Source organism: Streptomyces sp. NPDC086835, from assembly GCF_044745705.1.
Taxonomy (GTDB): domain Bacteria; phylum Actinomycetota; class Actinomycetes; order Streptomycetales; family Streptomycetaceae; genus Streptomyces.
Genome location: NZ_JBIVAU010000001.1, coordinates 915,117 through 938,752, shown reverse-complemented (window position 1 = coordinate 938,752; position 23,636 = coordinate 915,117). Strand labels below are relative to the sequence as shown.

General features: G+C 71.6%; 21 protein-coding genes. 15 read left to right on the top strand and 6 right to left on the bottom strand.

The annotated features are described in order from the left end of the window. Positions 1-13 precede the first annotated feature (13 nt). From ACIPJI_RS04360 to ACIPJI_RS04350, 3 genes are all read left to right on the top strand, one after another. Positions 14-1,279: a histidine kinase gene (locus ACIPJI_RS04360; protein ID WP_356619225.1), complete on the top strand. Its 1,266-nt coding sequence runs from the start codon at positions 14-16 to the stop codon at positions 1,277-1,279. Next, positions 1,264-1,926: a response regulator transcription factor gene (locus tag ACIPJI_RS04355; protein ID WP_307706007.1), complete on the top strand. Its 663-nt coding sequence runs from the start codon at positions 1,264-1,266 to the stop codon at positions 1,924-1,926. The genes ACIPJI_RS04360 and ACIPJI_RS04355 overlap by 16 nt, the downstream gene beginning before the upstream one ends. A 166-nt stretch (positions 1,927-2,092) precedes the next feature. Next, positions 2,093-3,679, top strand: a complete 1,587-nt coding sequence (locus ACIPJI_RS04350) for a DUF1996 domain-containing protein (RefSeq protein ID WP_402244414.1) — start codon at positions 2,093-2,095, stop codon at positions 3,677-3,679. A gap of 174 nt (positions 3,680-3,853) precedes the next feature. Here ACIPJI_RS04350 and ACIPJI_RS04345 read toward each other — a convergent pair whose 3' ends face one another. Next, positions 3,854-4,444 (bottom strand): hypothetical protein, encoded by a 591-nt coding sequence (locus ACIPJI_RS04345; protein WP_402244412.1) that lies wholly within the window; start codon positions 4,442-4,444, stop codon positions 3,854-3,856. A gap of 102 nt (positions 4,445-4,546) precedes the next feature. Here ACIPJI_RS04345 and ACIPJI_RS04340 point away from each other — a divergent pair, with 102 nt between their 5' ends. From ACIPJI_RS04340 to ACIPJI_RS04310, 7 genes are all read left to right on the top strand, one after another. Then, positions 4,547-7,684, top strand: a complete 3,138-nt coding sequence (locus ACIPJI_RS04340; RefSeq protein WP_402244410.1) for an alpha-N-acetylglucosaminidase — start codon at positions 4,547-4,549, stop codon at positions 7,682-7,684. A 26-nt stretch (positions 7,685-7,710) separates the two neighbouring features. Beyond that, entirely contained in the window at positions 7,711-8,511 is an 801-nt protein-coding gene (locus ACIPJI_RS04335; RefSeq protein ID WP_307706010.1) for a tyrosine-protein phosphatase, read from the top strand. Positions 8,512-8,582: 71 nt separating this feature from the next. Further along, a complete protein-coding gene (locus ACIPJI_RS04330; RefSeq protein ID WP_402244408.1) occupies positions 8,583-10,589 on the top strand; it encodes a hypothetical protein in 2,007 nt (668 codons plus the stop codon). A gap of 183 nt (positions 10,590-10,772) precedes the next feature. Continuing rightward, the gene (locus ACIPJI_RS04325) at positions 10,773-11,513 is read left to right on the top strand and encodes a TetR/AcrR family transcriptional regulator (RefSeq protein ID WP_402244406.1); all 741 of its coding nucleotides are present in this window, start codon (positions 10,773-10,775) and stop codon (positions 11,511-11,513) included. A 28-nt stretch (positions 11,514-11,541) separates the two neighbouring features. Next, positions 11,542-12,111 (top strand): GNAT family N-acetyltransferase, encoded by a 570-nt coding sequence (locus tag ACIPJI_RS04320; protein ID WP_402244405.1) that lies wholly within the window; start codon positions 11,542-11,544, stop codon positions 12,109-12,111. A gap of 79 nt (positions 12,112-12,190) precedes the next feature. After that, the gene (locus tag ACIPJI_RS04315) at positions 12,191-13,270 is read left to right on the top strand and encodes a LacI family DNA-binding transcriptional regulator (RefSeq protein WP_356619213.1); all 1,080 of its coding nucleotides are present in this window, start codon (positions 12,191-12,193) and stop codon (positions 13,268-13,270) included. A 74-nt stretch (positions 13,271-13,344) separates the two neighbouring features. Next, entirely contained in the window at positions 13,345-14,238 is an 894-nt protein-coding gene (locus ACIPJI_RS04310) for a phosphatase PAP2 family protein (protein ID WP_356619211.1), read from the top strand. 367 nt (positions 14,239-14,605) lie between these two features. On the opposite strand, the gene ACIPJI_RS04305 is transcribed toward ACIPJI_RS04310, so the two are convergent. Then, complete coding sequence (locus ACIPJI_RS04305) at positions 14,606-17,593, bottom strand: bifunctional [glutamine synthetase] adenylyltransferase/[glutamine synthetase]-adenylyl-L-tyrosine phosphorylase (RefSeq protein ID WP_402244403.1); 2,988 nt, start codon at positions 17,591-17,593, stop codon at positions 14,606-14,608. A gap of 413 nt (positions 17,594-18,006) precedes the next feature. On the opposite strand from ACIPJI_RS04305, the gene ACIPJI_RS04300 reads away from it, so the two are divergent. From ACIPJI_RS04300 to ACIPJI_RS04290, 3 genes are all read left to right on the top strand, one after another. Continuing rightward, positions 18,007-18,438 (top strand): VOC family protein, encoded by a 432-nt coding sequence (locus ACIPJI_RS04300; RefSeq protein ID WP_307706016.1) that lies wholly within the window; start codon positions 18,007-18,009, stop codon positions 18,436-18,438. Between the two features lie 136 nt (positions 18,439-18,574). After that, positions 18,575-18,709: a hypothetical protein gene (locus tag ACIPJI_RS04295; RefSeq protein WP_402244401.1), complete on the top strand. Its 135-nt coding sequence runs from the start codon at positions 18,575-18,577 to the stop codon at positions 18,707-18,709. Further along, positions 18,706-19,374 carry a methyltransferase domain-containing protein gene (locus tag ACIPJI_RS04290; protein WP_356619205.1) on the top strand — a complete coding sequence of 223 codons (669 nt, stop codon included), beginning with the start codon at positions 18,706-18,708 and terminating at the stop codon, positions 19,372-19,374. The genes ACIPJI_RS04295 and ACIPJI_RS04290 overlap by 4 nt, the downstream gene beginning before the upstream one ends. 222 nt (positions 19,375-19,596) lie before the next feature. Here ACIPJI_RS04290 and ACIPJI_RS04285 read toward each other — a convergent pair whose 3' ends face one another. From ACIPJI_RS04285 to ACIPJI_RS04270, 4 genes are all read right to left on the bottom strand, one after another. Beyond that, the gene (locus tag ACIPJI_RS04285; RefSeq protein ID WP_307706019.1) at positions 19,597-19,803 is read right to left on the bottom strand and encodes an antitoxin; all 207 of its coding nucleotides are present in this window, start codon (positions 19,801-19,803) and stop codon (positions 19,597-19,599) included. A 107-nt stretch (positions 19,804-19,910) separates the two neighbouring features. Then, entirely contained in the window at positions 19,911-20,333 is a 423-nt protein-coding gene (locus ACIPJI_RS04280) for a hypothetical protein (RefSeq protein ID WP_402244399.1), read from the bottom strand. A 119-nt stretch (positions 20,334-20,452) separates the two neighbouring features. Continuing rightward, positions 20,453-21,007 carry a hypothetical protein gene (locus tag ACIPJI_RS04275; protein WP_402244397.1) on the bottom strand — a complete coding sequence of 185 codons (555 nt, stop codon included), beginning with the start codon at positions 21,005-21,007 and terminating at the stop codon, positions 20,453-20,455. 255 nt (positions 21,008-21,262) lie between these two features. Continuing rightward, positions 21,263-22,624 carry a glutamine synthetase family protein gene (locus tag ACIPJI_RS04270; protein ID WP_159692659.1) on the bottom strand — a complete coding sequence of 454 codons (1,362 nt, stop codon included), beginning with the start codon at positions 22,622-22,624 and terminating at the stop codon, positions 21,263-21,265. A 224-nt stretch (positions 22,625-22,848) separates the two neighbouring features. On the opposite strand from ACIPJI_RS04270, the gene ACIPJI_RS04265 reads away from it, so the two are divergent. Next, positions 22,849-23,241, top strand: coding sequence for an ArsR/SmtB family transcription factor (locus ACIPJI_RS04265; RefSeq protein WP_402244395.1), 393 nt, complete (start codon positions 22,849-22,851; stop codon positions 23,239-23,241). Then, complete coding sequence (locus ACIPJI_RS04260) at positions 23,238-23,492, top strand: hypothetical protein (RefSeq protein WP_307706025.1); 255 nt, start codon at positions 23,238-23,240, stop codon at positions 23,490-23,492. The genes ACIPJI_RS04265 and ACIPJI_RS04260 overlap by 4 nt, the downstream gene beginning before the upstream one ends. Positions 23,493-23,636: the final 144 nt, after the last annotated feature.

Here is a 23,636-nt window from a genome sequence, read left to right as displayed (position 1 = left end):
AGCAGGGGGATTCATGGCGATCAAGAAGGCCCGCGGCGCGCTCGCCGCCGGTGGGCAGGGGCTGGTGCTCGCGCTGGCGGCGTGGATCGGTTCCGTCGCCCTCTTCTCTCTCACGATGGTGTCGATCGCGCTGATCCCCATCGGGGTGGGCGTGTTCACCACACCCCCGGTGCTGACCCTCCTGAGGGCCCATGTGAACCGCCGCCGGCTGCTCGCGGCGCAGTGGTCCAAGGTCCGCATCCCGGCCCGTTACCGGCCCTTCCCCAAGGACGTGCGCAAGGGCGTCACCGGTCAGGTCGAGCGGTGCTCGCTGCTGCTGAAGGACCCGGCGACCTGGCGGGACATTCGGTGGCTGCTCGCAGACATGACGGGCGGCGCGGTCGTCGCGATCCTCGCGCCGGCGCTGATCCTGGAGGGCGTGTTCGGTCTGCTGCTCGCGGCGGGGCTGTGGAAGCCGATCGTGGAGGCCGGCGGCACGTACTGGTACACGTTCCTGCCGGTCGACAGCGGTGACACGGCCAGGCCGGCGGCGCTGCTCGGCCTGGTGTGGATGATCGTGGCGCTGCACGTCAACCCCCGGCTCATAAGGGCGCACTTCAGGCTCGCGGGGACCGTGCTGACGCCCGGCCGTGAGGAGCTGGAGCAGCGCATCGACCGGCTGACCGAGACCCGTCACGACGCACTCGACACGTCGGCGGCCGAGCTGCGTCGTATCGAGCGCGACCTGCACGACGGCGCGCAGGCACGGCTGGTCGCGATGGGGATGAACCTCGGCACGATCGAGGCGCTGATCGAGAAGGACCCGGCGCGGGCGAAGGAGCTGATCTCCAAGGCGCGTGAGTCGTCCGCGGAGGCGCTGACCGAGCTGCGTGACCTGGTGCGCGGCATCCATCCGCCGGTGCTGGCCGAGCGGGGGCTGGGGGACGGGGTCAGGGCTCTGGCGCTGCGGCTGCCGGTGCCGACCGAGGTGGAGGTGGAGCTGCCCGGTCGCCCGGACGCGCCCGTCGAGTCCGCGGCGTACTTCGCGGTGAGCGAGGCTCTCACCAATGCGGTCAAGCACGCGGGGGCGGACCGCGTCTGGGTGGACATCACGTACTTTGACGGGGCGTTGCGGATCTCGGTGACGGACAACGGCAAGGGTGGTGCGGTGGTCGGGGCGGGCTCGGGCCTGAGCGGTGTGGAACGGCGGCTCGGTACATTCGACGGAGTCCTGGCCGTCAGCAGCCCCGCGGGCGGTCCCACCATGGTCACCATGGAGATCCCTTGCGAGTTGTTCTAGCGGAAGACCTGTTCCTGCTGCGGGACGGCCTGGTCCGGATGCTCGAGGCGTTCGGCTTCGAGATCCTGGCCGCGGTGGAGACCGGCCCGGAACTCTCCAAGGCACTGGCGGAGTTGGAGCCGGACGTCGCGGTCGTCGACGTCCGGCTTCCGCCGTCGCACACGGACGAGGGGCTCCAGTGCGCGCTGGCGGCGCGGCGGGCGAGGCCGGGGCTGCCGGTGCTGGTGCTCTCGCAGCATGTGGAGCAGTTGTACGCACGTGAGTTGCTGGCCGACGGCAACGGCGGGGTGGGGTATCTGCTGAAGGACCGGGTCTTCGACGCGGAGCAGTTCGTCGACGCGGTGCGCCGGGTGGCGGCGGGCGGTACGGCGATGGACCCGCAGGTCATCTCGCAGTTGCTGTCACGGCGTTCGCAGGACAGGCCGATGGAGGGCCTGACGCCGCGTGAGCGGGAGGTCATGGAGCTGGTGGCGCAGGGCCGTTCGAACGCGGCGATCGCGTCGCAACTGGTGGTGACCGAACGGGCGGTGGCCAAGCACACGTCGAACATCTTCGCCAAGCTGGGACTGCCGGTGTCGGACGACGACAACCGCCGGGTCCTGGCGGTGCTGGCGTATCTGGATCACGGGCGCACGACCGGAAGTTGAGAAGTGGGGCGGACCCCGGGACGCAGGGCCTCGGCAGTGCCCCTTTTCGGCTACGTCCAAACGATTTGGCGCTGGAGGCTTCTACGATTTCCACACAGGACTGAACACCCGGTCGATGGTCTCCGTATGGAACGACGCTACTTCCCTCCCCCGGGATTGGAGTTCCATGGGACGCACATCGAGAAAACGCTCAACGCTGGCAAACCGGGCGATCGCCGCCACGGCTGCCCTCATTCTGGGTGGGGGCGGGCTCGTCGCGGCCAATTTCTACGCTTCCGCCCACGAGGGCTGGGGCGATGACCGGACCGGGCCCAGAACGCAGAGCGCCGGACAGGCGGTCTCCACGATCGACTGTCCGGAGGTCGTGAATTCCATCGAGCAGGTCCCCGACGACCAGCGGTTCGCGGTCGACCGGGAACTCGCCACGCTGGACACCCAGATCACCAACTACTACCAGCGGTTCGCCGACAACAAGGAGCGGGTCCAGAGCGACCGCGCCTTCGCGCAGAACGAGATTCTGACGCCGCTGAAGAACGAGCGGCTGGTGATCATCCAGCGCATCGTCGCCCTGATCGACCGCTCTGCCGAACGCCCCCAGGGCCTGGAGTCGACCGCTCCGTGCACCCTCCGCGGTGACGACAACGACGGCGGTGACCAGAACGACGGACAGAACGACGGCCAGGACGGCCAGAACGACGGCCAGGACGGCGACGGCGGCCAGGACCAGAACCAGGACGGCGGCCAGAACGGCGGCGACCAGGACAACGGTGACGGCGACAACAACGACGGCAACAACGGGGACAACGACGGGAACGACGGCAACAACGACAACGGCGGCCAGGCCGGCAACGGCCCGGAGGAGGGCGACTTCGTCGACATCCAGTCCGTCGAGCCGAACGTCCAGGAGCCTCAGAAGCGCCGCGGTGCCTCCCGGGGCACTTTCACCACCGACTGCGGCGTGAACGAGAACGGCAAGTTCAATTCCGACAACGTGATCGCCGCCCCTGGCGTCAGTAACGGCGCGCACCACATGCACGACTATGTGGGCAACCAGGCCAATGACGCTTTCGCCAGCGACGACGATTTCGCGAACGGAGACACCACCTGCAACAACCAGGGAGACAAGTCGACCTATTACTGGCCCGTGCTGCGCCTGCAGAACGGCCAGAACGAGTTCGACGCCGGCCAGGACGGCGGCGGCAACGACCAGAACGTCGGTGAGATCCAGACACCGTCGGAGGTCACGCTGACGTTCGAGGGAAATCCGCGGAGCAAGGTCACCGCGATGCCGAAATTCCTCCGGATCATCACCGGTGACGCCAAGTCGTTCACCAACGGCGACGCGAATGCCAATGCCTCGTGGAGCTGCACCGGATTCGAGGACCGCCAGCTGAAGGACAAGTACCCGATCTGCCCCGAGGGCAGCCAGGTGGTGCGCAGCTTCAAGTTCCAGAGCTGCTGGGACGGTCAGAACACCGACAGCGCGAACCACCGCACCCATGTGGCCTTCGCCGACGAGGACGGCAGGTGCCAGGACGGTTTCCAGCCGATTCCGCAGCTGGTGCAGCGGATCGTCTACGACGTGCCGCCGCCGGTCTTCGACGGCGACAACGCGTCGGTCTTCGCGGTGGACTCGTTCCCCGAGCAGCTGCACAAGCCGATCACCGACCACGGTGACTTCATCAACGTCTTCGACGAGGACCTGATGGACGAGATGGTGGACTGCATCAACGACGGCCGCCGTTGTCAGTGATCCACCCGGTACGGCGGAGGGCCGGTGACCCACCGGTACCTCAAGGGCCGGGCCGGTCCGGGCGATTCCCGGACCGGCCCGGCCTCTTTCCGTCTGCGGACGGCACGGCACGGCCTGTCCCGGGCCGGTCCGGGCAGCAGCACCCGGACCGGCGCGGGCCGACAGGCCGGCCGGTCAGCTCCCCTGGTGCCCTTCGTGCCCCTCCCCGGCGCTCCCGCCCTTCTTCCCGTTCTCCCCGCTCTCCCTGCCGCCGTCGTGACCCTCGTGGCCTTCGTGGCCACCGACGTCGCCGCTGTCCCCACCGCTGTCGGCGCCGTCGCCGCCGTGGCCGGAGCCGTGCTGCGCGCCGGTCTCGACCGTGCCACCGAGCCGGTCCCGCAGGGCCGCCACGACCTTCTCGTCGCCGACCGCGACCCACTTGCGCCCGACCAGATAGGTGCCGCCGTAGTCGTTGGCCTCGTTGATCCACTCACGCTGGCCGCGGTCGGTGGCGAAGGTCGCGAGGATGTACTTGCCGTCGGCCGTCCTGCAGTTGGCCTGGCGCAATTCGTCCGCGTCCGTCTGGATGTTCGGTTCGCATTCGGCCTGGCGTGCGAGGTCCTCCAGGCTGCCGGTCGCCGTCTTCGGCGCCTTCGCGCCCTTGTCGGGTCCGACACGCCCGTCGTCGTCATCGCCGGAACCGCAGGCCGCCGCCAGGGCCAGGACGACAACTGCCAGTCCTGTCCGGGCCGCCCGCCGTGTGCTGGTGCTCGTACTCGTCCGCATCCGGCCATGGTGCCTTCCCGCCCCCTCTTCGCGCGGCAGAACCGCAGGTAACCTGCGCTCCGCACGCACCTGTTGTCGCGTCAGCAACACGGAGGAGCGCTGATGAACGAGCTGTCGAGACGTACGCTGCTGGGCACTGCGGGAGCTGTGGGAGCCGGCGCGGTGCTCGCCGCGCACACTCCTGTGGCCGCTGCCCTGCCCCGTCCCGCCTCGCCGCCCGCGGCACCGGGCGCGGGCGCCGGGGACGCCTTCCGCACCGGCCCGGCCGTCGCCGCGCTGCACCGCCTGCTGCCCGACCACGCCGACCAGTTCCGGCTGACGGCGCTGACCGGTCCCGAGCGCTTCCGGGTCACCGGCTCGACCGGCCGCATCGAGGTCGCCGGCACCGATCCGGCGGTCCTGCTGACCGGGGTGCACTGGTATCTCAAGTACGTCTGCCGGGCGCACATCTCGTGGTCCGGTTCCCAGCTCGACCTGCCCCGCCGGCTGCCCGCGCTCCGTCGTCCGCTCGAGCGGAGGGCCACCGTCCCGCACCGGTTCGCGTACAACGACACCCACGACGGCTACACCGCCCCCTACGCCGACTGGCCGCGCTGGGAGCGGCTGATCGACGTCCTGGCCCTGCACGGCTGCAACGAGGTCCTGGTGACGCCTGGGCAGGAGGCCGTCTACCACAGGCTGCTGATGGACTTCGGCTACTCGGACGAGGAGGCCAGGACCTGGCTGCCGGCGCCCTCGCACCAGCCGTGGTGGCTGCTCCAGAACATGAGCGAGTACGGCGGCCCGATGTCACCGGCCCTCATCGAGCGCCGGACCGAGCTGGGCCGGCGGATCGCCGACCGGCTGCGGGAGCTGGGCATGCATCCGGTGGTGCCCGGCTACTTCGGCACCGTGCCCGACGACTTCCCCGGCCACAACCCCGGCAGCGACGCGCGTGTGATCCCGCAGGGCACCTGGGGCGGCGGGATGCGCCGGCCCGACTGGCTGGACCCGCGGACGCGGGCGTTCTCCGACGTCGCCGCGGCCTTCTACCGGCACCAGGGTGATCTGTTCGGTGACGTGTCGCACTTCAAGATGGACCTGCTGCACGAGGGCGGCACCGCGGGTGACGTGCCGGTCCCGGACGCCGCCCGCGCGGTGGAGACCTCCCTCCAGACGGCCCGGCCCGGTGCCACCTGGGTGATCCTCGGCTGGCAGTCCAACCCGCGCCCGGTGCTGCTCGACTCGATCGACACCTCCCGCGTCCTCATCGTGGACGGCCTCTCCGACCTGGACACGGTCACCGACCGGGAGGCGGACTGGGGCGGGGCGCCGTACGCCTTCGGCACGATCCCGAACTTCGGCGGCCGTACGACGATCGGCGCGAACACCGACCGGTGGACGGAGAAGTTCACGGCCTGGCGCGACAAGCCGGGCAGTGCGCTGGTGGGCACCGCGTACATGCCGGAGGCGGCGGAGCGGGACCCGGCGGCGCTGGAACTGTTCAGCGAACTGGCCTGGCGCGAGGAGAAGATCGACCGGGAGGCGTGGTTCGCCGAGTACGCGCAGATCCGGTACGGCGGCGTCGACCGCTCGGCGCGGGAGGCGTTCGCCGCGCTGGCCGCGACGGCGTACAAGCTGACGAGCACGGACGGCCGGCCGTACGACTCGTTGTTCTCGCGCCGGCCGTCGCTGACGACGGCGATCGGTACCGCCTTCGACCCGGCGGGCTTCGACCGGGCGTTCGCCGCGCTGCTCGCCGTACGGCCGCCGCTGCGCGACTCGGACGCGTACCGCCACGACCTGACCGACGTGGCCCGCCAGGCGCTGGCCAACCGTTCCCGCACGCTTCAGCTCGCGCTGCGGGCCGCGCACCGGAGCAAGGACGTGGCCGCCTTCCGCGCCGTGTCGACCCTGTGGCTGAAGCTGATGCGGCTCAGCGACACGATGGCCGGCTGCCACCGCCAGTTCCTGCTCGGGCCGTGGCTGGAGGACGCGAAGCGGCTGGCGACCAGCCCTCAGGAGGCGGTGCAGCTGGAGCGCACCGCGCGCACCCTGATCACCACCTGGGCGGACCGTCCGACCGCGAACAGCCTCAGCAACTACGCCAACCGGGACTGGCAGGGGCTGATGGCCGACGTCCATGTGCCGCAGTGGGAGGCGTTCCTGACGGAGCAGGCCGACGCGATGGCCGCGGGCAGGGCGCCGAAGTCCTTCGACTGGTATCCCCAGGAGGAGGCGTGGACCCTGGAACGCCGCGCATATCCGGTGCGGCCGACCGGGGACGCGTACAGCACGGCCCTTCGCGTGTTCGAGACCCTGGCCCGCGCGCCCTACCAGGGCGTCGTGACGGTGGAGGTGGAGCCGCCCGCGTTCACCCCGGGCAGCTCGGGCACCGTCACGGCGGTCTTCCGCAACATCAACGGGCTCAGGGGCACGGGCCGGGTCGACTTCGCGCTCGCGGGGCTCGACGCCGCTCCCGAGGGCCCGAGCGCTCTGGAGGGCGTCCCGGCCGGAGGCAGCGGCGAGGTCTCCTGGCGGGTGACGGCGCCCGCTGATCCGCTGACGGAGCCGCTGAGGCCCATGTCGTACGAGCTCACGACGCAGTACGGGCCGCTGGACGAGGACCGGGTCACCACCACCCAGCCGGGCAGCGTGTACATCGCCGCGCCGCTGGATCCCGCTTGGCGCACGTTCACCTCCAACGGCGCCGTCTTCGGCCAGCTCGGCGACCGGTTCGCGATCAACGGGGCCGGCAACGACCTGTGGCGCGGCACCACCCAGTTCGGCACCGCCTACCTGCCCGAGGCGTTCACCGAGGGCGCGAGCATCGTGCTGCGGGTGGACGCGCAGGACAACACCGGTACCTGGGCACGCGCCGGGATCATGGTCCGCAACTCGCTGGCGACCCCTGGGGACGTGGGCTTCCTGAACCTTGCGGTGACCCCGGGGCAGGGCGTCGCGCTGTCGTACGACTCGAACGGCGACGGCACGATCGACAACTACGGCCGGATCACCGGGGTCAGGGCGCCGGTGCTGCTGCGGCTCACGAAGAACGCCGGGACGTCGTTCACCGGCGCGTGCTCCACCGACGGCGGCACCACCTGGCGCGCGGTCGCCACCGTGTCGGTGCCGGGCACGGCGGCGACGCAGGACGCCGGCTTCTTCATGAGCGCCACGAACGGCGGGAGCGGTGCGCGCGGGACGGTGCGGTTCAGCGGCTGGTCCTTGACGGGCGGCGGTGTCGCGACCGGCGGCTGACGTCCGGTGGGCCTACATTCCGCATCATGAACGCGATCCCCTCCACCACCGTCGCGAACCTCCGCGATCTGGGCGGCACGCCTCTGCCCGGCGGCCGGTCGGTGCGCAGCGGTCTGCTGTTCCGTTCCGGGCATCTGGACCGGATGGACGCCGCGTCCGACCCGGCCGTCGCCGCCCTCGGCATCCGTACCGTCGTCGACTTCCGCACCCGGGCGGAGCGTGAGGCCCGGCCCGACCGGCTCCCGGAGGGCGGGCGGCTGCTGCTCGCCGACGTCCTGGCCGACCAGGTCGCAGCCGGCCGGATGCCGGCGGCGGCCAGGCTGCGGCGGCTGCTCACCGATCCGGCCGTCACCGAGCAGGAACTCGGCGGCGGCCGGGGCCGGGAGCTGTTCGAAGACATCTACCGCGGGTTCGTGACGACCGACTCGGCACGTTCGTCGTACCGGGCGTTCCTGAACGAGGTCGCGGACCTTGATGCGGGCCCGTTGCTGTTCCACTGCACGGCCGGCAAGGACCGCACGGGCTGGGCGGCGACGATCGTGCTCACGCTGCTCGGCGCGACGCAGGAGACGGTGGAGGCCGAGTACATGTCCGTCAACATGGCGGTGCGTGAGGCGTTCGCCCCGCTCGTCGAGGGATACACCCTCCAGGGCGGGCAGCCGGAGACGGCGCTGTCGATCATCGGCGTCGTCCCCGACTACCTGGCGGCCGCCCTGGACGAGGTCGACGCGCGCTACGGCTCCATGGAGAAGTACGTGCGGGAGGGGCTCGGCGTCACGCAGGCCGCGCTGGAGCGCATCCACGGACGCCTGGTCGTCCCGGCCTGACGCACCGGGCTCCCGGCGTCGCGTCGGGCCGTGCCCGGTGACCGTACGACGATTCGCTCGTTCTGCTGAACGTGCGCCCACACGACCTCGTACCCTCCCCGGACCCCACCGCCGGCCCCGTCACCACCGACGCCAGGACCGGGACGGAGGCCGGCTCAGGGATCCGGGCCGGGGTGGGGGTCGGGCAGGCGGAGGCGGCCGTCGTCGAGCACTACCCCCGCCTGGTGCGGATCGCCTACCTGGTGCTGCCGCCGTCCCTCTGCCAGGGCCGCCGGGTACTGACCGCCCATGCCGTCGTGCAGCGTTCGCTCCCCCGCGGCGACACCGCCGCCGCGCTGCCCGCCCCGGCCGTGCCGCGGGCCCGCCGTCCGGAAGGCGCCGGCGACCCGGGCTACAGGTACGTACGGGACCGGGTACTGCGCCAGGCGCTGGACGCGTCGCAGCCGCTGCGGCGGTGGGCACTGCCCCGGCGCGCTCAGTTCCCTCCGCTGCTGCCGCACGTGTGGGGTCTGCGGGTCTTCCCCCGCTCGGGGGGCGCCGACGAACTCGCCCTGGACCAGCGGCTGTCCGCGCTGTCCGGGCCGGGCAGGGCCGCGTACGTGCTGCGCCATCTGGAGAAGCTGTCCGACCATGACCTGCGCCAGGTGCTGACGGCGGCGGGAGCGGCCGACCCGGACTCCGCTCTCGCGGAGGCGGACGGGGTGGCGGACGGCAGGCGCGGCGCGGAACTGCTCCACTCGTCCGAGTTCGACGCGTGCTCCCTCCAGGTGCGGCCCACCGACCTGATGCGCCGGCGCAGACACACCAGGGCGGCCGTGGTGGCCGCCGCCGCCCTCGCGGTGTGCGGGACGCTGCTCCTGCTGCCGGGGGGCGGCAACGACGGCGCCCAGGACGTGCCGTACACCCGTGACCCCGCCATGGAGGCGGCACTGGACCCGGACCGGCTGGTGCGGGTCGCGCCCACGGCCTGGCGGGAGTCGTCCCGCCGGGACTTCTCCGTGTGGCCGGCCCGCGGATCCCTCTCCGCGGACCGTGCGCTGCTGCGCCGGGCGCTCACCGCCTGGGCGGGCCCCGAAGATGCGGTCCGGGTCACCTCGACGCCCGGGACACCGTCGGGGCCGCCGATGGGACCGCCGCAGCTGCTGTTCGCGGGCGAGGTCGGCGTGGCGCGTGTCGTCGTCCTCCACGACGGGCTGCGCATCGTCCGCTACGCCGAGACGACCGGGGCGCCGGGCGCGGCCAGGGACGCGTCGCTGGACTTCGCCCGTACGGACGGGGCCGACGCCGCCGGCTCCGGCGCGCTGGTCGCCGGGCGTTCACGGGACCACGTCCGCTATCTCACGGCGCCTTGGGTACGGGACGTGTCGGTACGGGACCTGCTCGACCCCGCCGGGCGGCCGCGTCCGGTGCGGCGGGACGCGAACGGCCTCACCGAGCGGCTGCCGAGTCCCGTGCAGCAACGCGCCTGCCGGGCGTGGCAGGGCCTGGAACTGACCGACGGCAGCACCCTCACGCTGGTGACGGACCTCGGCGAACTGACCCCAGCGCAGCTCACGTACGGCCCGCCCGGCGCACCTCAGGACGTGACGGGCGCGGCGGCGCGCGCGTCGTGGGCGCGCACGGCCTGCCTGCTGCCCGGCGTGCGGGCGCACGGCGTCCGCAGCGTCAACTCCTGGCAGTACGCCCGGCAGCAATTGCCGGAGGCGAACGGCACGGCGGGCTGGGTGTGTACGCGGGCGGAGACCTGGCGGGGCACGGGCAGCCGTGTCATGGCCCAGTTCCAGGCGCCCGCCGAGCGCCCGGGCGCGGCGGGGACGGTGGTGGCACGCGCGGAGGACTCGCCCGCGTGCGGGGTGCGCGAACCGCGGGTGCTGGCCGGTGTGCTGTGGCAGTCGCGGGCCGGACAGTGGTACGTCCTGGCGGCGGGAAGCGGACAGCTCGTCTCCGTCACCGTCGCGGGCGGCGGTGTGGAGGGCGGGGCCACCGGGCATGTGGTGGCGGTCCGCTCCCGCGAGGGTTCACGGCCGGAACTGAACGGCCTTCTGGCGGACGGCACTCGGGTGCGGCCGCTGCGCTGACCCTCCCCTGTGCTCCTTCCGGAAGCCCGCGGCGACGGTCGCGGTCCTCCCGCTCCCACCCGCCCTGCACGGTCCGGCGGCATCACCGGCCTCCGTGGACGCGCTGGTCACCGGCGTCCCGCCGGTTTCCTCGGCGGGCGGTCCTCGCCCCGGCGCCCGCGCGCCAGTGGGTAGGGTGTCCGCATGACGACCGGGGTGCGGCGCAGGATGGGCGTCGAGGAGCGCAGACAGCAGCTGATCGGTGTGGCGCTGGAGCTGTTCAGCCACCGCTCGCCCGACGATGTCTCGATCGACGAGATCGCGGCAGCCGCAGGCATCTCCCGTCCGCTCGTGTACCACTACTTCCCCGGCAAACAGAGTCTGTACGAGGCGGCGTTGCGCCGGGCGGCCGACGAGCTCGCCGCCCGCTTCCAGGAACCCCGGGAGGGGCCGCTCGGCGCGAGGCTGCTGCGCGTCATGGGCCGCTTCTTCGACTTCGTCGACGAACACGGCCCCGGTTTCTCCGCGTTGATGCGCGGCGGTCCCGCCGTCGGCTCGTCCACGGCCAACGCGATGATCGACGAGGTGCGGCAGGCCGCGCGCGACCAGATCCTCAGGCATCTCGGGATCGACAGGCCGTCCGCACGCCTCGAACTGGTCGTGCGCTCCTGGGTGTCGCTCGCCGAGTCCACGGCACTGATCTGGCTCGACGGGCGGCGTGTCCCGCGCGCCGAGCTCGAACTGCAACTGGTCCACGACTTCGCGGCGCTTGCCGCGGTGAGCGCCGCCTACGACGAGGAGATGGCCGCCCTGCTCGTCCGCATCCTCGCCGACGAGCCGATGGACGGCCCGTTCGGCGACCTCCTGGGCCGGCTCGCGGCCCTGCTCCCCGCGATCGCGAAGACCGCGCCGGCCGCCCAAGTACCCGCCCAGCGCCTGCGGTAGCGCCACCGGCGTCCTGCATCATCGGCCTGTGACCATCGACTCCGCCTTCCGGCTCGCCACCGTTTCCGACACGACCGCTCTCGTCGCCCTCTACGACGACGCCGCGCACTGGATGCTGCGCCACGGCATCGACCAGTGGAAGCCCGGCGACAAGGACGCGGGCCACTTCCGCCACCGGATCGCCGAGGGCGAGGTGTGGCTGCTGGAGGCCGGCGGACGGATCGCCGGAGCCTACGAGATGTGGTGGGACGACGTGCCGGCCTGGGGGGTCCGGCCGCCCGTCGCCGGGTACGTGCACCGCCTGATGACCGCCCGCACGCACGCACCGGCGGGCTCGGGGCGGGTGATGCTCGCCCACGCCGAGCGCCGCATCGCCGCGGCCGGGAGGCAACTGGCCCGGCTGGACTGCCTGAGCCGCAATCCGCGCCTGCGGACGTACTACGAGGCCGCCGGCTACGAGGTGGTGGGCGAGGAGCCGGCCAAGCGGGCCGCTGACGGCAGCAGTTACGGCGTGCTGCTGCTGGAGAAGCAGCTCGGCGCAGTGGCACCGGCCGTCAACTCCCGCCGTTCCGGGCCCCGGTGGGAAGAGGCCCGCTGAGTCGAGGCCGTCGGACTTCAGGCCCCGCGGCGCGGAGACCCGGTGGGAAACCGCAGATCCGGACGGTAAAGTCCGGTCCGTGACCGCACCCGCACGCCTGGCCGACATCGCGACCCAGGCGGGGGTCAGCGAAGCGACGGTGAGCCGGGTTCTCAACGGAAGGCCCGGCGTCGCCGCGACCACCCGCCAGTCGGTGCTCGCCGCCCTCGACGTGCTCGGTTACGAGCGACCCGTACGCCTGCGTCTGCGCAGCGCCGGCCTGGTCGGGCTGATCACGCCCGGCCTCGACAACCCGATCTTCCCCGCCCTCGCCCAGGTCGTCGGTCAGGCCCTGACCCGGCAGGGATACACCCCGGTGCTCGCCACCCAGACCCCGGGCGGCTCGACGGAGGACGAGCTCACCGAGATGCTGGTCGAGCGCGGCGTCTGCGGGATCATCTTCGTCTCCGGACTGCACGCCGACACCACCGCCGACATGGACCGCTACGACCGGCTCCGTGCCAAGGGCGTCCCCTTCGTCCTCGTCGACGGTTTCGCGCCCGGTGTGCGTGCCCCGTTCATCTCGGCCGACGACCGAGGGGCGATGCAGCTCGCCGTGACCCACCTCGCCTCGCTCGGTCACACCAGGATCGGTCTCGCGGTCGGCCCGCGGCGGTTCGTGCCCGTGCTCCGCAAGATCGAGGGCTTCCGGCTCGCGCTCCAGGAACAACTGGGCATCGCCCCCGAATCGTCGGCGGAACTGATCGAGCACTCCCTGTACACGCTGGAGGGCGGCCAGGCCGCGGCCACCACGCTGATGGACCGGGGCTGCACGGCCGTCGTCTGCGCCAGCGACATGATGGCGCTCGGCGCGATACGGGCCGCCCGGCACCGGGGCCTCGAAGTGCCTGACGACATCTCCGTCGTGGGATTCGACGACTCGCCCCTGATCGCCTTCACCGACCCTCCGCTGACCACCGTCCGCAAGCCGGTGCAGGCGATGGGGCAGGCCTCGGTGCGGGCACTCCTCGAGGAGACGGGGGACAGCCACTCGGCTTCCGCACCCGACCGGCCGAGGGCTCCCGTGCACAGCGAATTCGTCTTCATGCCCGAGCTGGTGGTTCGCGGTTCAACGGCATCGGGCCCCGGAGGCCGCCCCGGAGAGGCCCCTCGTCCGTGAGTCGGACAGTATGCGCCGCGAACCCGTCGGAGGGATGATCGGAGAGCGGCTTACATCTGGCAGACTCCTCTCTCATGGGTGAAGCGACCGTGAAGACTCTGGAAGGCCGGGCGGCGACCCCGTCACCCCTCGTGGAGGACGAGGCCGCCGAGTCGCCTGCCCGTTCCCGGCCGCGGCCGCCCCGGACGCCCGCACGCCCCAGCATCTGGTTCGAAGTCATGCTGATCGCGGTGAGTTACTGGACGTACTCACTCATCCGCAACGCCGTGCCCGAGCAGAAGAGCCAGGCCATGCGTAACGCGGACTGGATCTGGCAGCTGGAACAGACCCTGGGCATAGCGGTCGAGGAGTCCGTCAACCATGCGGTGAACTCGGTGACATGGCTCATCGTGTCGATGAATTACTACTACGCCACCCTGCACTTCGTCGTCACCATCGGTGTGCTCGTCTGGCTCTACCGTGTGCATCCGGGCCGCTACGCTGCCGCACGGCTCGTCCTTTTCGCCACCACAGGTGTGGCTTTGGTCGGTTACTACCTGTACCCGCTCGCACCGCCCCGGTTGATGAACGGCCAGAACTTCATCGACACCGTCCTGGTCCACGACACCTGGGGCTCGATGGCCTCCGGCAACCTCAAGAACATGTCGAACCAGTACGCGGCGATGCCGTCCATGCACATCGGCTGGTCGGTGTGGTCCGGCGTCATCATCTTCGCGCTGGCGACGGCGCCGTGGGCGAAGATCCTCGGCGTGCTCTACCCGACCCTGACGCTGGTCGTCATCGTCGCCACGGCGAACCACTTCTGGCTGGACGCGGTGGGCGGCGTGCTGTGCCTGATGTTCGGCTTCGCGGTGTCGTACGCGTGGTACCGGGCGCTGCCGCATCAGCTTCCGCAGCTGGTGGTCGAACTGCCCCGCGACCCGGGGACGGGCGGCGTCCGCCGCTTCCTCCCTGCGGCCCGCACCTGACCCTGCGGGGCGCGCGCATCGCCTGCGGCGGGCTCGCCCCCTGCCCTCCCCTACAGCCTGGCGGCCGTCGTGGACCCGCATTTCCCGAACCGGGGCAAGCCCCGGACCCGTACCGCGCTCCGCGCGGTGCCCTCACACGCCGTGCGGGCTGGATTTCGCTGCGCGGAATCAGCCCCGCTGGGAGCACCTCCCACGGCCGCCAGGCCGTAGGGGGAGTTTGAGGCGCGGGGGCCCGGTGGGGTCCCCCCAGGCCGTCAGGCGTAGGGGGGAGGAGCCCCCGGTTTCGGGAAGGGGCGGGTAGGGGAAACGCCCCGCGCAGCGGCCGCGCTTCCCGCCGCCCGCCACGTTCCCGCCGCCCGCCCCAGGGCTACGCGTCGTAGAAGGCCGCCTCCATCACGCCCCGCGCCCTCCGCGTCACCCGCCGGTAGTCGTCCAGCATGTCTCCCACGTGCCCCGGTCCGTACCCCAGGTACCGCCCCACCGCCGCCAGCTCGCGCGCGTCGGACGGGAACGTGTCGCCCGCGCGGCCGCGGACGAGCATGACGCCGTTGCGGACGCGGGTCGCGAGCACCCAGGCCTCGTCCAGGGTGCGGGCGTCCTCCGCGGAGAGGAGGCCGGCGGCGTGGGCCGCCCGCAGGGCCTCGCGGGTGCGGGTGGTGCGCAGGCCCTGCACCTCCCAGCCGTGCCGCATCTGCAGCAGCTGGACCGTCCATTCGACGTCGCTCAGCCCGCCCCTGCCCAGCTTGGTGTGCAGGGTCGGATCGGCGCCCCTCGGCAGGCGCTCGGACTCCATCCGCGCCTTGAGCCGGCGGATCTCGCGCACCGCTTCGTCGTCGAGGCCTTCGCGGGGGTAGCGCAGCGGGTCGACGAGTTCGATGAACGCCTCGGCGAGCTCGGGGTCGCCGGCCATGGGCCGGGCCCGCAGCAGGGCCTGGCTCTCCCAGACGAGGGACCAGCGGCGGTAGTAGGCCCCGTAGGAGCCGAGCGTGCGCACGAGGGGCCCGCTCTTGCCCTCGGGCCGCAGGTCGGCGTCGATCAGCAGCGGCGGGTCCGCGGTCGGCAGTTGCAGCAACCGCCGCATCTCGGAGACGACTCCGCCCGCCGCCCGTGCGGCTTCCTGTTCGTCGACGCCGTCGCGGGGCTGGTGGACGAAGAGCACGTCCGCGTCGGAGCCGTAGCCGAGCTCGTGGCCGCCGAAGCGGCCCACTCCGACGACGGCGAAGCGGGTGGGCAGGGTGTCGCCCCAGGTGTCGCGTACGGCGGCGCGCAGCGCGCCCGCGACGGTGGCGGCGGTCAGTTCGGTGATCGCGTCGCCGACCTGGTCGACGAGCGTGCCGGCGTCGGTCTCCGCGGGGTTCTCCTCGGTGCCGTAGGAGCCGATGATGTCGGCGGCGGCGGTACGGAACAGTTCACGGCGGCGCACCCCTCGGGCCGCGGCGACCGCCGCCTCCGCGGTGTCGGCGCGGCCGACGGCGGCGAGGACCTCCTGTTCGAGGTGGTCGCGGCCGCGTGGCCGCAGGCCTTCGGGGTCGCCGAGGATGGCGACGGCCTCCGGTGCGCGCAGCAGCAGGTCGGGCGCGAGGCGGCCGGCGGACAGGACGCGGGCGAGGTTTTCCGCTGCGGCGCCCTCGTCGCGCAGCAGCCGCAGGTACCAGGGGGTCTTGCCGAGCGCGTCGGAGACCTTGCGGAAGCCGAGCAGTCCGGCGTCGGGGTCGGCTGAGTCGGCGAACCAGCCGAGCAGTACGGGCAGCAGGGTGCGCTGGATGGCGGCCTTGCGGCTCACTCCGGAGGCGAGGGCCTCGAGGTGGCGCATCGCGGCGGCGGGGTCGGCGTATCCGAGGGCTTCGAGGCGCTGGCCGGCGGCCTTGGGGCTGAGGCGGGTCTCGCCGGGGGTGAGCTGGGCGACGGCGTCGAGCAGCGGCCGGTAGAAGATCTTCTCGTGCAGCCGGCGTACGACGGAGGCGTGGCGTTTCCACTCGCGGTTGAGGGTGGTGACGGGATCGGTGCGCAGGCCGAGGGAGCGGGCGAGGCGCCGCAGGTCGGCCTCCTGCTCGGGCACGAGGTGGGTGCGCCGCAGCTTGTGGAGCTGGATGCGGTGTTCCATGGCGCGCAGGAAGCGGTACGCCTCGTCGAGCTGGGCGGCGTCGGCCCGGCCGACGTACCCGCCGGCGGCGAGGGCCTGGAGGGCTTCGAGCGTGGTGCCGCTGTGCAGGGTGGCGTCGCTGCGGCCGTGGACGAGTTGCAGGAGCTGTACGGCGAATTCGACGTCGCGCAGGCCGCCGGGGCCGAGTTTCAGCTCGCGCTCGATCTCGGCGGCGGGGATGTTGTCGACGACGCGGCGGCGCATCTTCTGGACGTCCGCGACGAAGTTCTCGCGTTCGGCCGCCTGCCAGACCAGCGGGGCGACCGCCTCCGTGTACGCCTCGCCCAGCGCGAGGTCACCGGCGACCGGCCGGGCCTTCAGGAGCGCCTGGAACTCCCAGGTCTTGGCCCAGCGCTGGTAGTAGGCGACGTGGCTGGAGAGGGTGCGGACGAGGGGGCCGTTGCGTCCCTCGGGCCGCAGGTTGGCGTCGACGGGCCAGATGGTGCCTTCGACGGTGGTCTCCGAGCAGATCCGCATGAGGTGGGAGGCCAGCCGGGTCGCGGCCTGGAGCGCCTTGGCCTCCTCCGTGCCGTTGGTGGGCTCGGCGACGAAGATGACGTCGACGTCGGAGACGTAGTTGAGTTCGTGGCCGCCGCACTTGCCCATGGCGATGACGGCGAGCCGGCAGGCCGCCGCGTCGTCGGGCGCGGCGGCGCGGGCGATTCCGAGGGCGGCGCGCAGGGTGGCGGTGGCGAGGTCGGCGAGTTCGGCGGCGGCCTCCGCCACGTCGGTGGTGCCGCACACGTCGCGGGCGGCTATGGCCAGCAGGCAGCGGCGGTAGGAGACGCGCAGGGACACGGGGTCGGTGGCGTCGGCGAGTCCGCGTTCGAAGTCGGCGACTCCCGGGTGCAGATCGGCCGACTCGTAGGTGGCGAGTGCGTGCCAGTCGCGGGGGTGGCGGGCGAGGTGGTCGCCGAGCGCCTCGGACGCCCCGAGAACGCCGAGCAGCCGGTCACGCAGCGGCTTCGCGGTGATCAGGTTGTCGAGGAACCGGCGCCGTTCGTCCGGTTCGTGCGCTTCGGCGAGGCGGACGAGGGAGCGCAGGGCCAGATCGGGGTCGGCGGTGGCGCCGAGGGCGTCGAGGAGAACGGGATCGCTGCGTACCGACGCCATGTCGGGGAGCTCGAGGAGGCGTGCGGCTGCGGAGGGGTCGGTGAAGCCGTGCCTCAGCAGCCGGGTGAAGGTGCTGCTCCTGCGCCCCGGAACCGTCATCCCGGTCTCCGTCCTGCCGTGCCGCCGTGTGCGCTCGAGCGTAACCGCAGGGGCGCGCGGGGGGCCCGGCGGACCACGCGGTTCCCGCGTCGCTGCCTGTCCGCCGGGGCGGGGGTCGGGCCGCATCGGCGACGCCGGTTCGATGAGCAGGGACGCCGGCACGGCCCGAGGGCGGGGCGGTCCGGGTGACCGAGATCCCGGCATCGCGCGCGCGGGCGGCGCTCCCTGTGGAAAGGTACGGCCCGGACCGGGCGTTCCGGGCCAGGGGCGGCGTGTTCGCGCACGAGGTGGGCGAAGCACTGGTATTCCGGGGGTGCGCCACGAATGGCCTTCGGCTTGGCGAAGGGCGCCTTGTTCGGACAGACCGCTGGCGATTCACACCGACGTGGCCCGTTGAAAGGAATCCACCACCCGTGGAAATGACCCTGGAAGTCGTCCCCGTCCCGGTCACGGACCTGGACCGCTCGAAGACCTTCTACGCAGAAGCCTGCGGCTTCAAGGTCGACCTCGACTCCGAGGTCGCCCCCGGCATGCGGATCGTCCAGCTGACCCCGCCGGGGTCGCGCTGCTCCATCGCCCTGCTGAGCGGCATGCCCGCGCATCCCGACCAGCCCACGATGTCTCCCGGCACGCTCCACGGCCTCCAGCTCTGCGTCACGGACATCGCGAAGGCCCACTCCGAGCTGATGTCGCGCGGGGTGCCGGTGACGTCGATCCAGCACGTCGGCGCGACGGGCTGGGAGGAGGGCGCGGGCGAGGAGTGGAACTCGTTCATGTTCTTCAAGGACCCGGACGGCAACAGCTGGTGCGTCCAGGAGGCCCCGTCACCGCTGTCGCAGCGCTGACACCACCCCTGGCGGCGGACGGGGGCCCCGGCCCCGGCCCGCCGCCACGGGCCCCCTGGGCCGCCTTCGTGGCGTACGCCGCCGAGCGCTGAGCGGACGGCGGCGTTGTCGGACGCGTCTGATATCGATGACCGTCATGGATACCGATCACGCGACTCCCGCCGATCTCACCGCCCTGGACCCGGAGTTCGGCCACCTCACGTCGGAATCCGGCTCCGTCGGCCGGATCGCGCACCGGGCCGCCGCCGAGCCGTGGGTCGATGCCGCATGAGGACGCCACGCGAAGAACCTTCGTTCCTGCGGGACACCCGCGACTCTTACAACGCGATCGCCGCCGACTACGCGGAGACGTTCAAGAGCGAGCCGGAGGGCAAGCCCCTCACCCTGGCCATGCTGACCGCCTTCGCCCAGACCGTGGCGAAGGACGGGGGCGGCCCCGTCGTGGAGTTCGGGTCCGGGCCGGGGCGGGTGACGGCGTATCTCGACCGGCTCGGGACGGACGTCAGGGGCGTCGACCTGTCCCCCTCCATGGTCGCGCTCGCCCGGCGCACGTTTCCCGGGCTGCGGTTCGACGAAGGCTCGATGACGGAGCTCGGCGGCTTCGCGGACGGGTCGCTGCGCGGGATCGTCGCCTGGTACTCGCTGATCCACATACCGGCCGCCGAGGTTCCCGGCGTGCTCGCGGAGTTCCACCGGCTCCTGGCTCCCGGCGGGCACCTGGCGCTGGCCTTCCAGGTCGGGGAGGACATCTCGAGCTACACGGAGGCCTTCGGCCACAGCGTGTCGCTCGACTTCCGCCGGATGCGGCCGGATCTGGTCACGGAGCAGTTGCGGGAGGTGGGCTTCGAACTGCGGGCGACCATGGTGCGTGAGGCGGAGCCGGACGAGAAGACGCCCCAGGCGCATCTGTTGGCCCGCAAGCCCGTCGGGGCGTAGACGCGGGGCGGGCCCGGGCGGGGGGGGGGGGCCCCCCCCCCCCCCCCCCGGGCCCAACCCCCCGGGGGGGGCCCCCGGGGGGGGGGGGGGGGGGGCCCGGCCCCCCCCCCCCCCCCCGGCGCATGTGTGGCCCCCCACCCCCGGGGGGGGCGGGCGGGGGGGGGGCCGGGGCGGGGGGGCGCGCCCCCCCCGCCCCGGGCCGGTACGATCACGCGGGTGAGGTCACCGGGGCGGTTCGTCGGGGCGTTCCGTCCCACCGGCACCGCCGGATCCGTACTGGTCCCTCAGCTTGTCCTGGGCCGTGTCGACGTGGCGGCTGTGCTTGCCCTGGGTCCTGCCGTCCACGTAGTCGCCGGTCTTCTCGACGCCCCGGTCCGTCTGTTCGGGATGACCTTTGAGCATGTTCTTGAGCTTGTCCATCATGGACATGGGGTTTTCCTCCTCGACGCAGGGTCCCCCGTGACTCCAGGGTCACCGCACCGGGCGCGTTTCGCATCCGCACGGGTGGTGGTCGCAGGAAGCCGGGCCGTGGCCGCTCAGCTCGACAACAGGCGGTTGAAGAACGAACGGTATTTCCGCAGGGCCATGCGCAGGTTCTCCGTGTCGGCCTCCTCGCCTTGGCTCCACTGTCCCTCCAGGTCCTGCTTGTGCTGGGAGAAGGTGGCGGCCAGGGTCTGCATGACATCCGCGACCAGGCCGTCGGCGTCATGGACGGCCTCACGAGGGTCGTCGACGAATCGGTTCTGGATTTCTTGCCAGCGTGTGCGGAATCCTTCCTCATCCTCCGAAGTCAGCAGTTGCGGAGCTTCTTCCTGTGTGGACGCGTCCGGTGTTTCCGGCGCGGGTTCCGGCTCCTCCGGGACCGCCGAAGCCGCCGTCGGCGCCGCGTCGGCCTCCGGTGTCACCGCAGAGGATTCGCCCGGGAAATCCGGGGGCTGCTCCTCGGGCGGTCGGCCCATGTCCCTCGTCGGCGGTGCGGCGAGGTCTTCTGTGGACAGGCCGCTCTCCGGCGGGACCGGTGTGTCTTCGCGTTCCATCTCTCCTCCGTCCCTGTGGTCGAAGAGTCGGATGCGGGCGCTCAGGTGCGGGCGTGGCGTGGCCCGCCGTCCGACAGCAGTTCGTCGAACAAGGCGCGGTAGTGCACCATCGCGCCACGCAGTTGCTCGGTGCTCGCCGTGTGCCGGCGGCTGCGTTCGTTGACGTCGTGGGCGGCCCGGTAGTGCTCCACGGTCCTGCCGTGCTCGACGGACAGATCCTGCAGTTTCTGCGTGAGGTTGTCGGTGGGGTAGCCGCGTTCACGCATGAGCGAGGTCACCAGGAGGTCGGCCTCCTGGACGGCGTCCTCGGGGTGATCCACGAATTCACCTTGGACCTTCTGCCAGTCGTGGGCATAGCGGTCACGGGCGGAAGGAGACAGCGGTTTGATGTCGAGGGCGTCGTGCCGCTTCTCCCGGGCACTCAGTTCGCGATCGGCGGCGCTCTGGCTGCCCGCGTCCTCGACGGTCCGCTCGTACTCGGGGCCGAACCGCTCCCGGAGACGGCGCCGACGCGCGGTGTACCAGCCGAGTGCGGCCAGTGCGGCCACCACCACGACAACCGGGATGATGATCGCGAGAAGGGTTCCTGTGGACATCCGCTCACCCCCGGCGAGGCATGGGATTTTACAACTAGGAAACTCCCCCTGGAAACGGGACATAAACGGACACAGGACTCTTTGCTACGGGCCCGGTTTCCGACCGCGCCAGGAGCCTTCGGGACCTCGTCGGCGGCACCGGGAGGCGCCCGGCCGATCACCGGCCCAGGGACGGCCACGAACGCCTTCGGGCCGACGGTCCACGACCGTCGGCCCGAAGGTTCGGCAGGGCTCGAAATGCGCTTCCGCCTGCGGTTACAGCACCGGCAGCGACTTGCGCAGCTCGAAGGCGGTGACCTCGGAGCGGTACTCCTCCCACTCCTGCTTCTTGTTGCGCAGGAAGAAGTCGAAGACGTGCTCGCCCAGCGTCTCCGCCACCAGTTCGCTGCGTTCCATCAGGTCGATCGCCTCGCCCAGGTTCTGCGGGAGCGGGGCGATGCCCATCGCGCGGCGTTCGGCGTCGGAGAGGGCCCAGACGTCGTCGTCAGCGCCCGCGGGGAGCTCGTAGCCCTCCTCGATGCCCTTGAGGCCGGCGGCGAGCAGAACGGCGTAGGAGAGGTACGGGTTCGCGCCGGAGTCCAGGGAGCGGACCTCGATGCGGGCGGAGCCGGTCTTGCCCGGCTTGTACATCGGGACGCGGATCAGGGCCGAGCGGTTGTTGTGGCCCCAGCAGATGTACGAGGGGGCCTCGCCGCCCGCACCGGCGCTGCGGGCGGAGCCGCCCCAGATCCGCTTGTAGGAGTTGACCCACTGGTTGGTGACGGCCGAGATCTCCGCGGCGTGCCGCAGCAGGCCGGCGATGAAGGAGCGGCCCACCTTGGAGAGCTGGTACTCGGCGCCGGACTCGTAGAAGGCGTTGCGGTCGCCCTCGAAGAGCGAGAGGTGGGTGTGCATGCCGGAGCCCGGGTACTCCGAGAACGGCTTCGGCATGAAGGTGGCCTGCACACCCTGCTCGAGCGCCACCTGCTTCATGACCAGGCGGAACGTCATGATGTTGTCCGCCGTGGACAGCGCGTCCGCGTAGCGCAGGTCGATCTCCTGCTGGCCGGGCGCGCCCTCGTGGTGGCTGAACTCCACCGAGATGCCCATGGACTCCAGCATGGTGATCGCCTGACGGCGGAAGTCCATGCCCACGTTCTGCGGGGTGTGGTCGAAGTAGCCGGAGCTGTCGGCGGGCGTGGGACGGCTGCCGTCGACGGGCTTGTCCTTGAGCAGGAAGAACTCGATCTCGGGGTGGGTGTAGAAGGTGAAGCCCAGGTCCGAGGTCTTGGCGAGGATCCGCTTGAGCACGAAGCGGGGATCCGCGAAGGACGGCGAGCCGTCGGGCATCAGGATGTCGCAGAACATCCGGGCCGTGCCCGGCGCCTCCGCACGCCAGGGCAGGATCTGGAAGGTCCCGGGATCCGGCTTCGCGATCATGTCGGACTCGTACACCCGGGCGAAGCCCTCGATCGCGGATCCGTCGAAGCCGATCCCCTCGTCGAAGGCCTGTTCCAGCTCGGCGGGTGCCACGGCGACCGACTTCAGGAAGCCGAGCACATCGGTGAACCACAGGCGTACGAAGCGGATGTCGCGCTCCTCGAGCGTGCGGAGCACGAATTCCTGCTGCTTGTCCATTTCCACCCATCCTTGCCCGTCACGGCGCGTGCCTGCTCCCTGGAGCATCCCATCCGCGGGTTTCGGGGAGGTTGCGCACGCGGCTGTGCCCATTGTGGGTCAGGGCCCACCCCGAGACGACCCTGAGGCCCCCCTCACTCCACCCGGACATGTGTCAGGTTTCTTTGACACATATCGCGAGGACGTGTCAGCGTGAACTGACACATACGAGCGAAGGGGGCGCGATGAGCGAGAACCCGGCCCCGGCACAGGGACCGGAACTCACGGGCGACGCGCTGCTGAAAGTCCTCACCGCCCTGGGCAATCCGCACCGGATACGCATCGTCGCCGCCCTCTCGGACGGCCGCGACTACGTGAGCCGGCTCGCCCGTGAGCTGGCCATCGGACGCCCCCTGCTGCACATGCATCTGCAGCGGCTGGAGGCGGCGGGACTGGTCCGGGGCGAGCTCGAGCTGTCCGAGGGAGGCAAGGCGATGAAGTTCTTCGAGCTGACGCCGTTCTGCTGCACGCTGACCCCCGAGGTCGTCGCGAGAGCCGCGCGCACGCTCACCGCCGAGGACAAGGACGACAAAAGCAAGGACACGGAGAAGAACACGATGAAGGAGACCGCGAAATGAACGGCGACGTCGTGGGAGCGGTCGGTGCCGCCGGGGTGTTCCTGCTGTGCATCGTCATCGTCTGGCAGGTCGCCGCGACCTGGCGGGCCCGCGTGCTGGCGACCCAGAACACCGAGTACCGCAAACTCGCTGAGAAATACGCGCAGTTGCTGGAGGACAGCACCGAGCTGCACCGGCGCACGCTCGACGAACTGACGCAGACCCGCGTCTCGCTCTCCTCGATGGAGAAGATGATGCGCGAGATCGAGTAGGACCCGCGAGCACGTATCGCGAAGGCGGTACGGCCAGGAGCTGCAACTCCCGGCCGTACCCGTGAAGCACAAGTCCCAGGCACTTCCCCCACGCCACGGCAGGTCTGCGAACCCGTCACGCCGAGGCGCGGGCTCCGTGCGTCC

Coding starts and splice junctions, on each gene's coding strand:
- ACIPJI_RS04360 (WP_356619225.1), top strand. CDS start 14: ATGGCGATCAAGAAGGCCCGCGGCGCGCTCGCCGCCGGTGGGCAGGGG.
- ACIPJI_RS04350 (WP_402244414.1), top strand. CDS start 2,093: ATGGGACGCACATCGAGAAAACGCTCAACGCTGGCAAACCGGGCGATC.
- ACIPJI_RS04345 (WP_402244412.1), bottom strand. CDS start 4,444: ATGCGGACGAGTACGAGCACCAGCACACGGCGGGCGGCCCGGACAGGA.
- ACIPJI_RS04340 (WP_402244410.1), top strand. CDS start 4,547: ATGAACGAGCTGTCGAGACGTACGCTGCTGGGCACTGCGGGAGCTGTG.
- ACIPJI_RS04335 (WP_307706010.1), top strand. CDS start 7,711: ATGAACGCGATCCCCTCCACCACCGTCGCGAACCTCCGCGATCTGGGC.
- ACIPJI_RS04325 (WP_402244406.1), top strand. CDS start 10,773: ATGACGACCGGGGTGCGGCGCAGGATGGGCGTCGAGGAGCGCAGACAG.
- ACIPJI_RS04310 (WP_356619211.1), top strand. CDS start 13,345: ATGGGTGAAGCGACCGTGAAGACTCTGGAAGGCCGGGCGGCGACCCCG.
- ACIPJI_RS04305 (WP_402244403.1), bottom strand. CDS start 17,593: ATGACGGTTCCGGGGCGCAGGAGCAGCACCTTCACCCGGCTGCTGAGG.
- ACIPJI_RS04295 (WP_402244401.1), top strand. CDS start 18,575: ATGGATACCGATCACGCGACTCCCGCCGATCTCACCGCCCTGGACCCG.
- ACIPJI_RS04290 (WP_356619205.1), top strand. CDS start 18,706: ATGAGGACGCCACGCGAAGAACCTTCGTTCCTGCGGGACACCCGCGAC.
- ACIPJI_RS04285 (WP_307706019.1), bottom strand. CDS start 19,803: ATGTCCATGATGGACAAGCTCAAGAACATGCTCAAAGGTCATCCCGAA.
- ACIPJI_RS04280 (WP_402244399.1), bottom strand. CDS start 20,333: ATGGGCCGACCGCCCGAGGAGCAGCCCCCGGATTTCCCGGGCGAATCC.
- ACIPJI_RS04275 (WP_402244397.1), bottom strand. CDS start 21,007: ATGTCCACAGGAACCCTTCTCGCGATCATCATCCCGGTTGTCGTGGTG.
- ACIPJI_RS04270 (WP_159692659.1), bottom strand. CDS start 22,624: ATGGACAAGCAGCAGGAATTCGTGCTCCGCACGCTCGAGGAGCGCGAC.
- ACIPJI_RS04265 (WP_402244395.1), top strand. CDS start 22,849: ATGAGCGAGAACCCGGCCCCGGCACAGGGACCGGAACTCACGGGCGAC.
- ACIPJI_RS04260 (WP_307706025.1), top strand. CDS start 23,238: ATGAACGGCGACGTCGTGGGAGCGGTCGGTGCCGCCGGGGTGTTCCTG.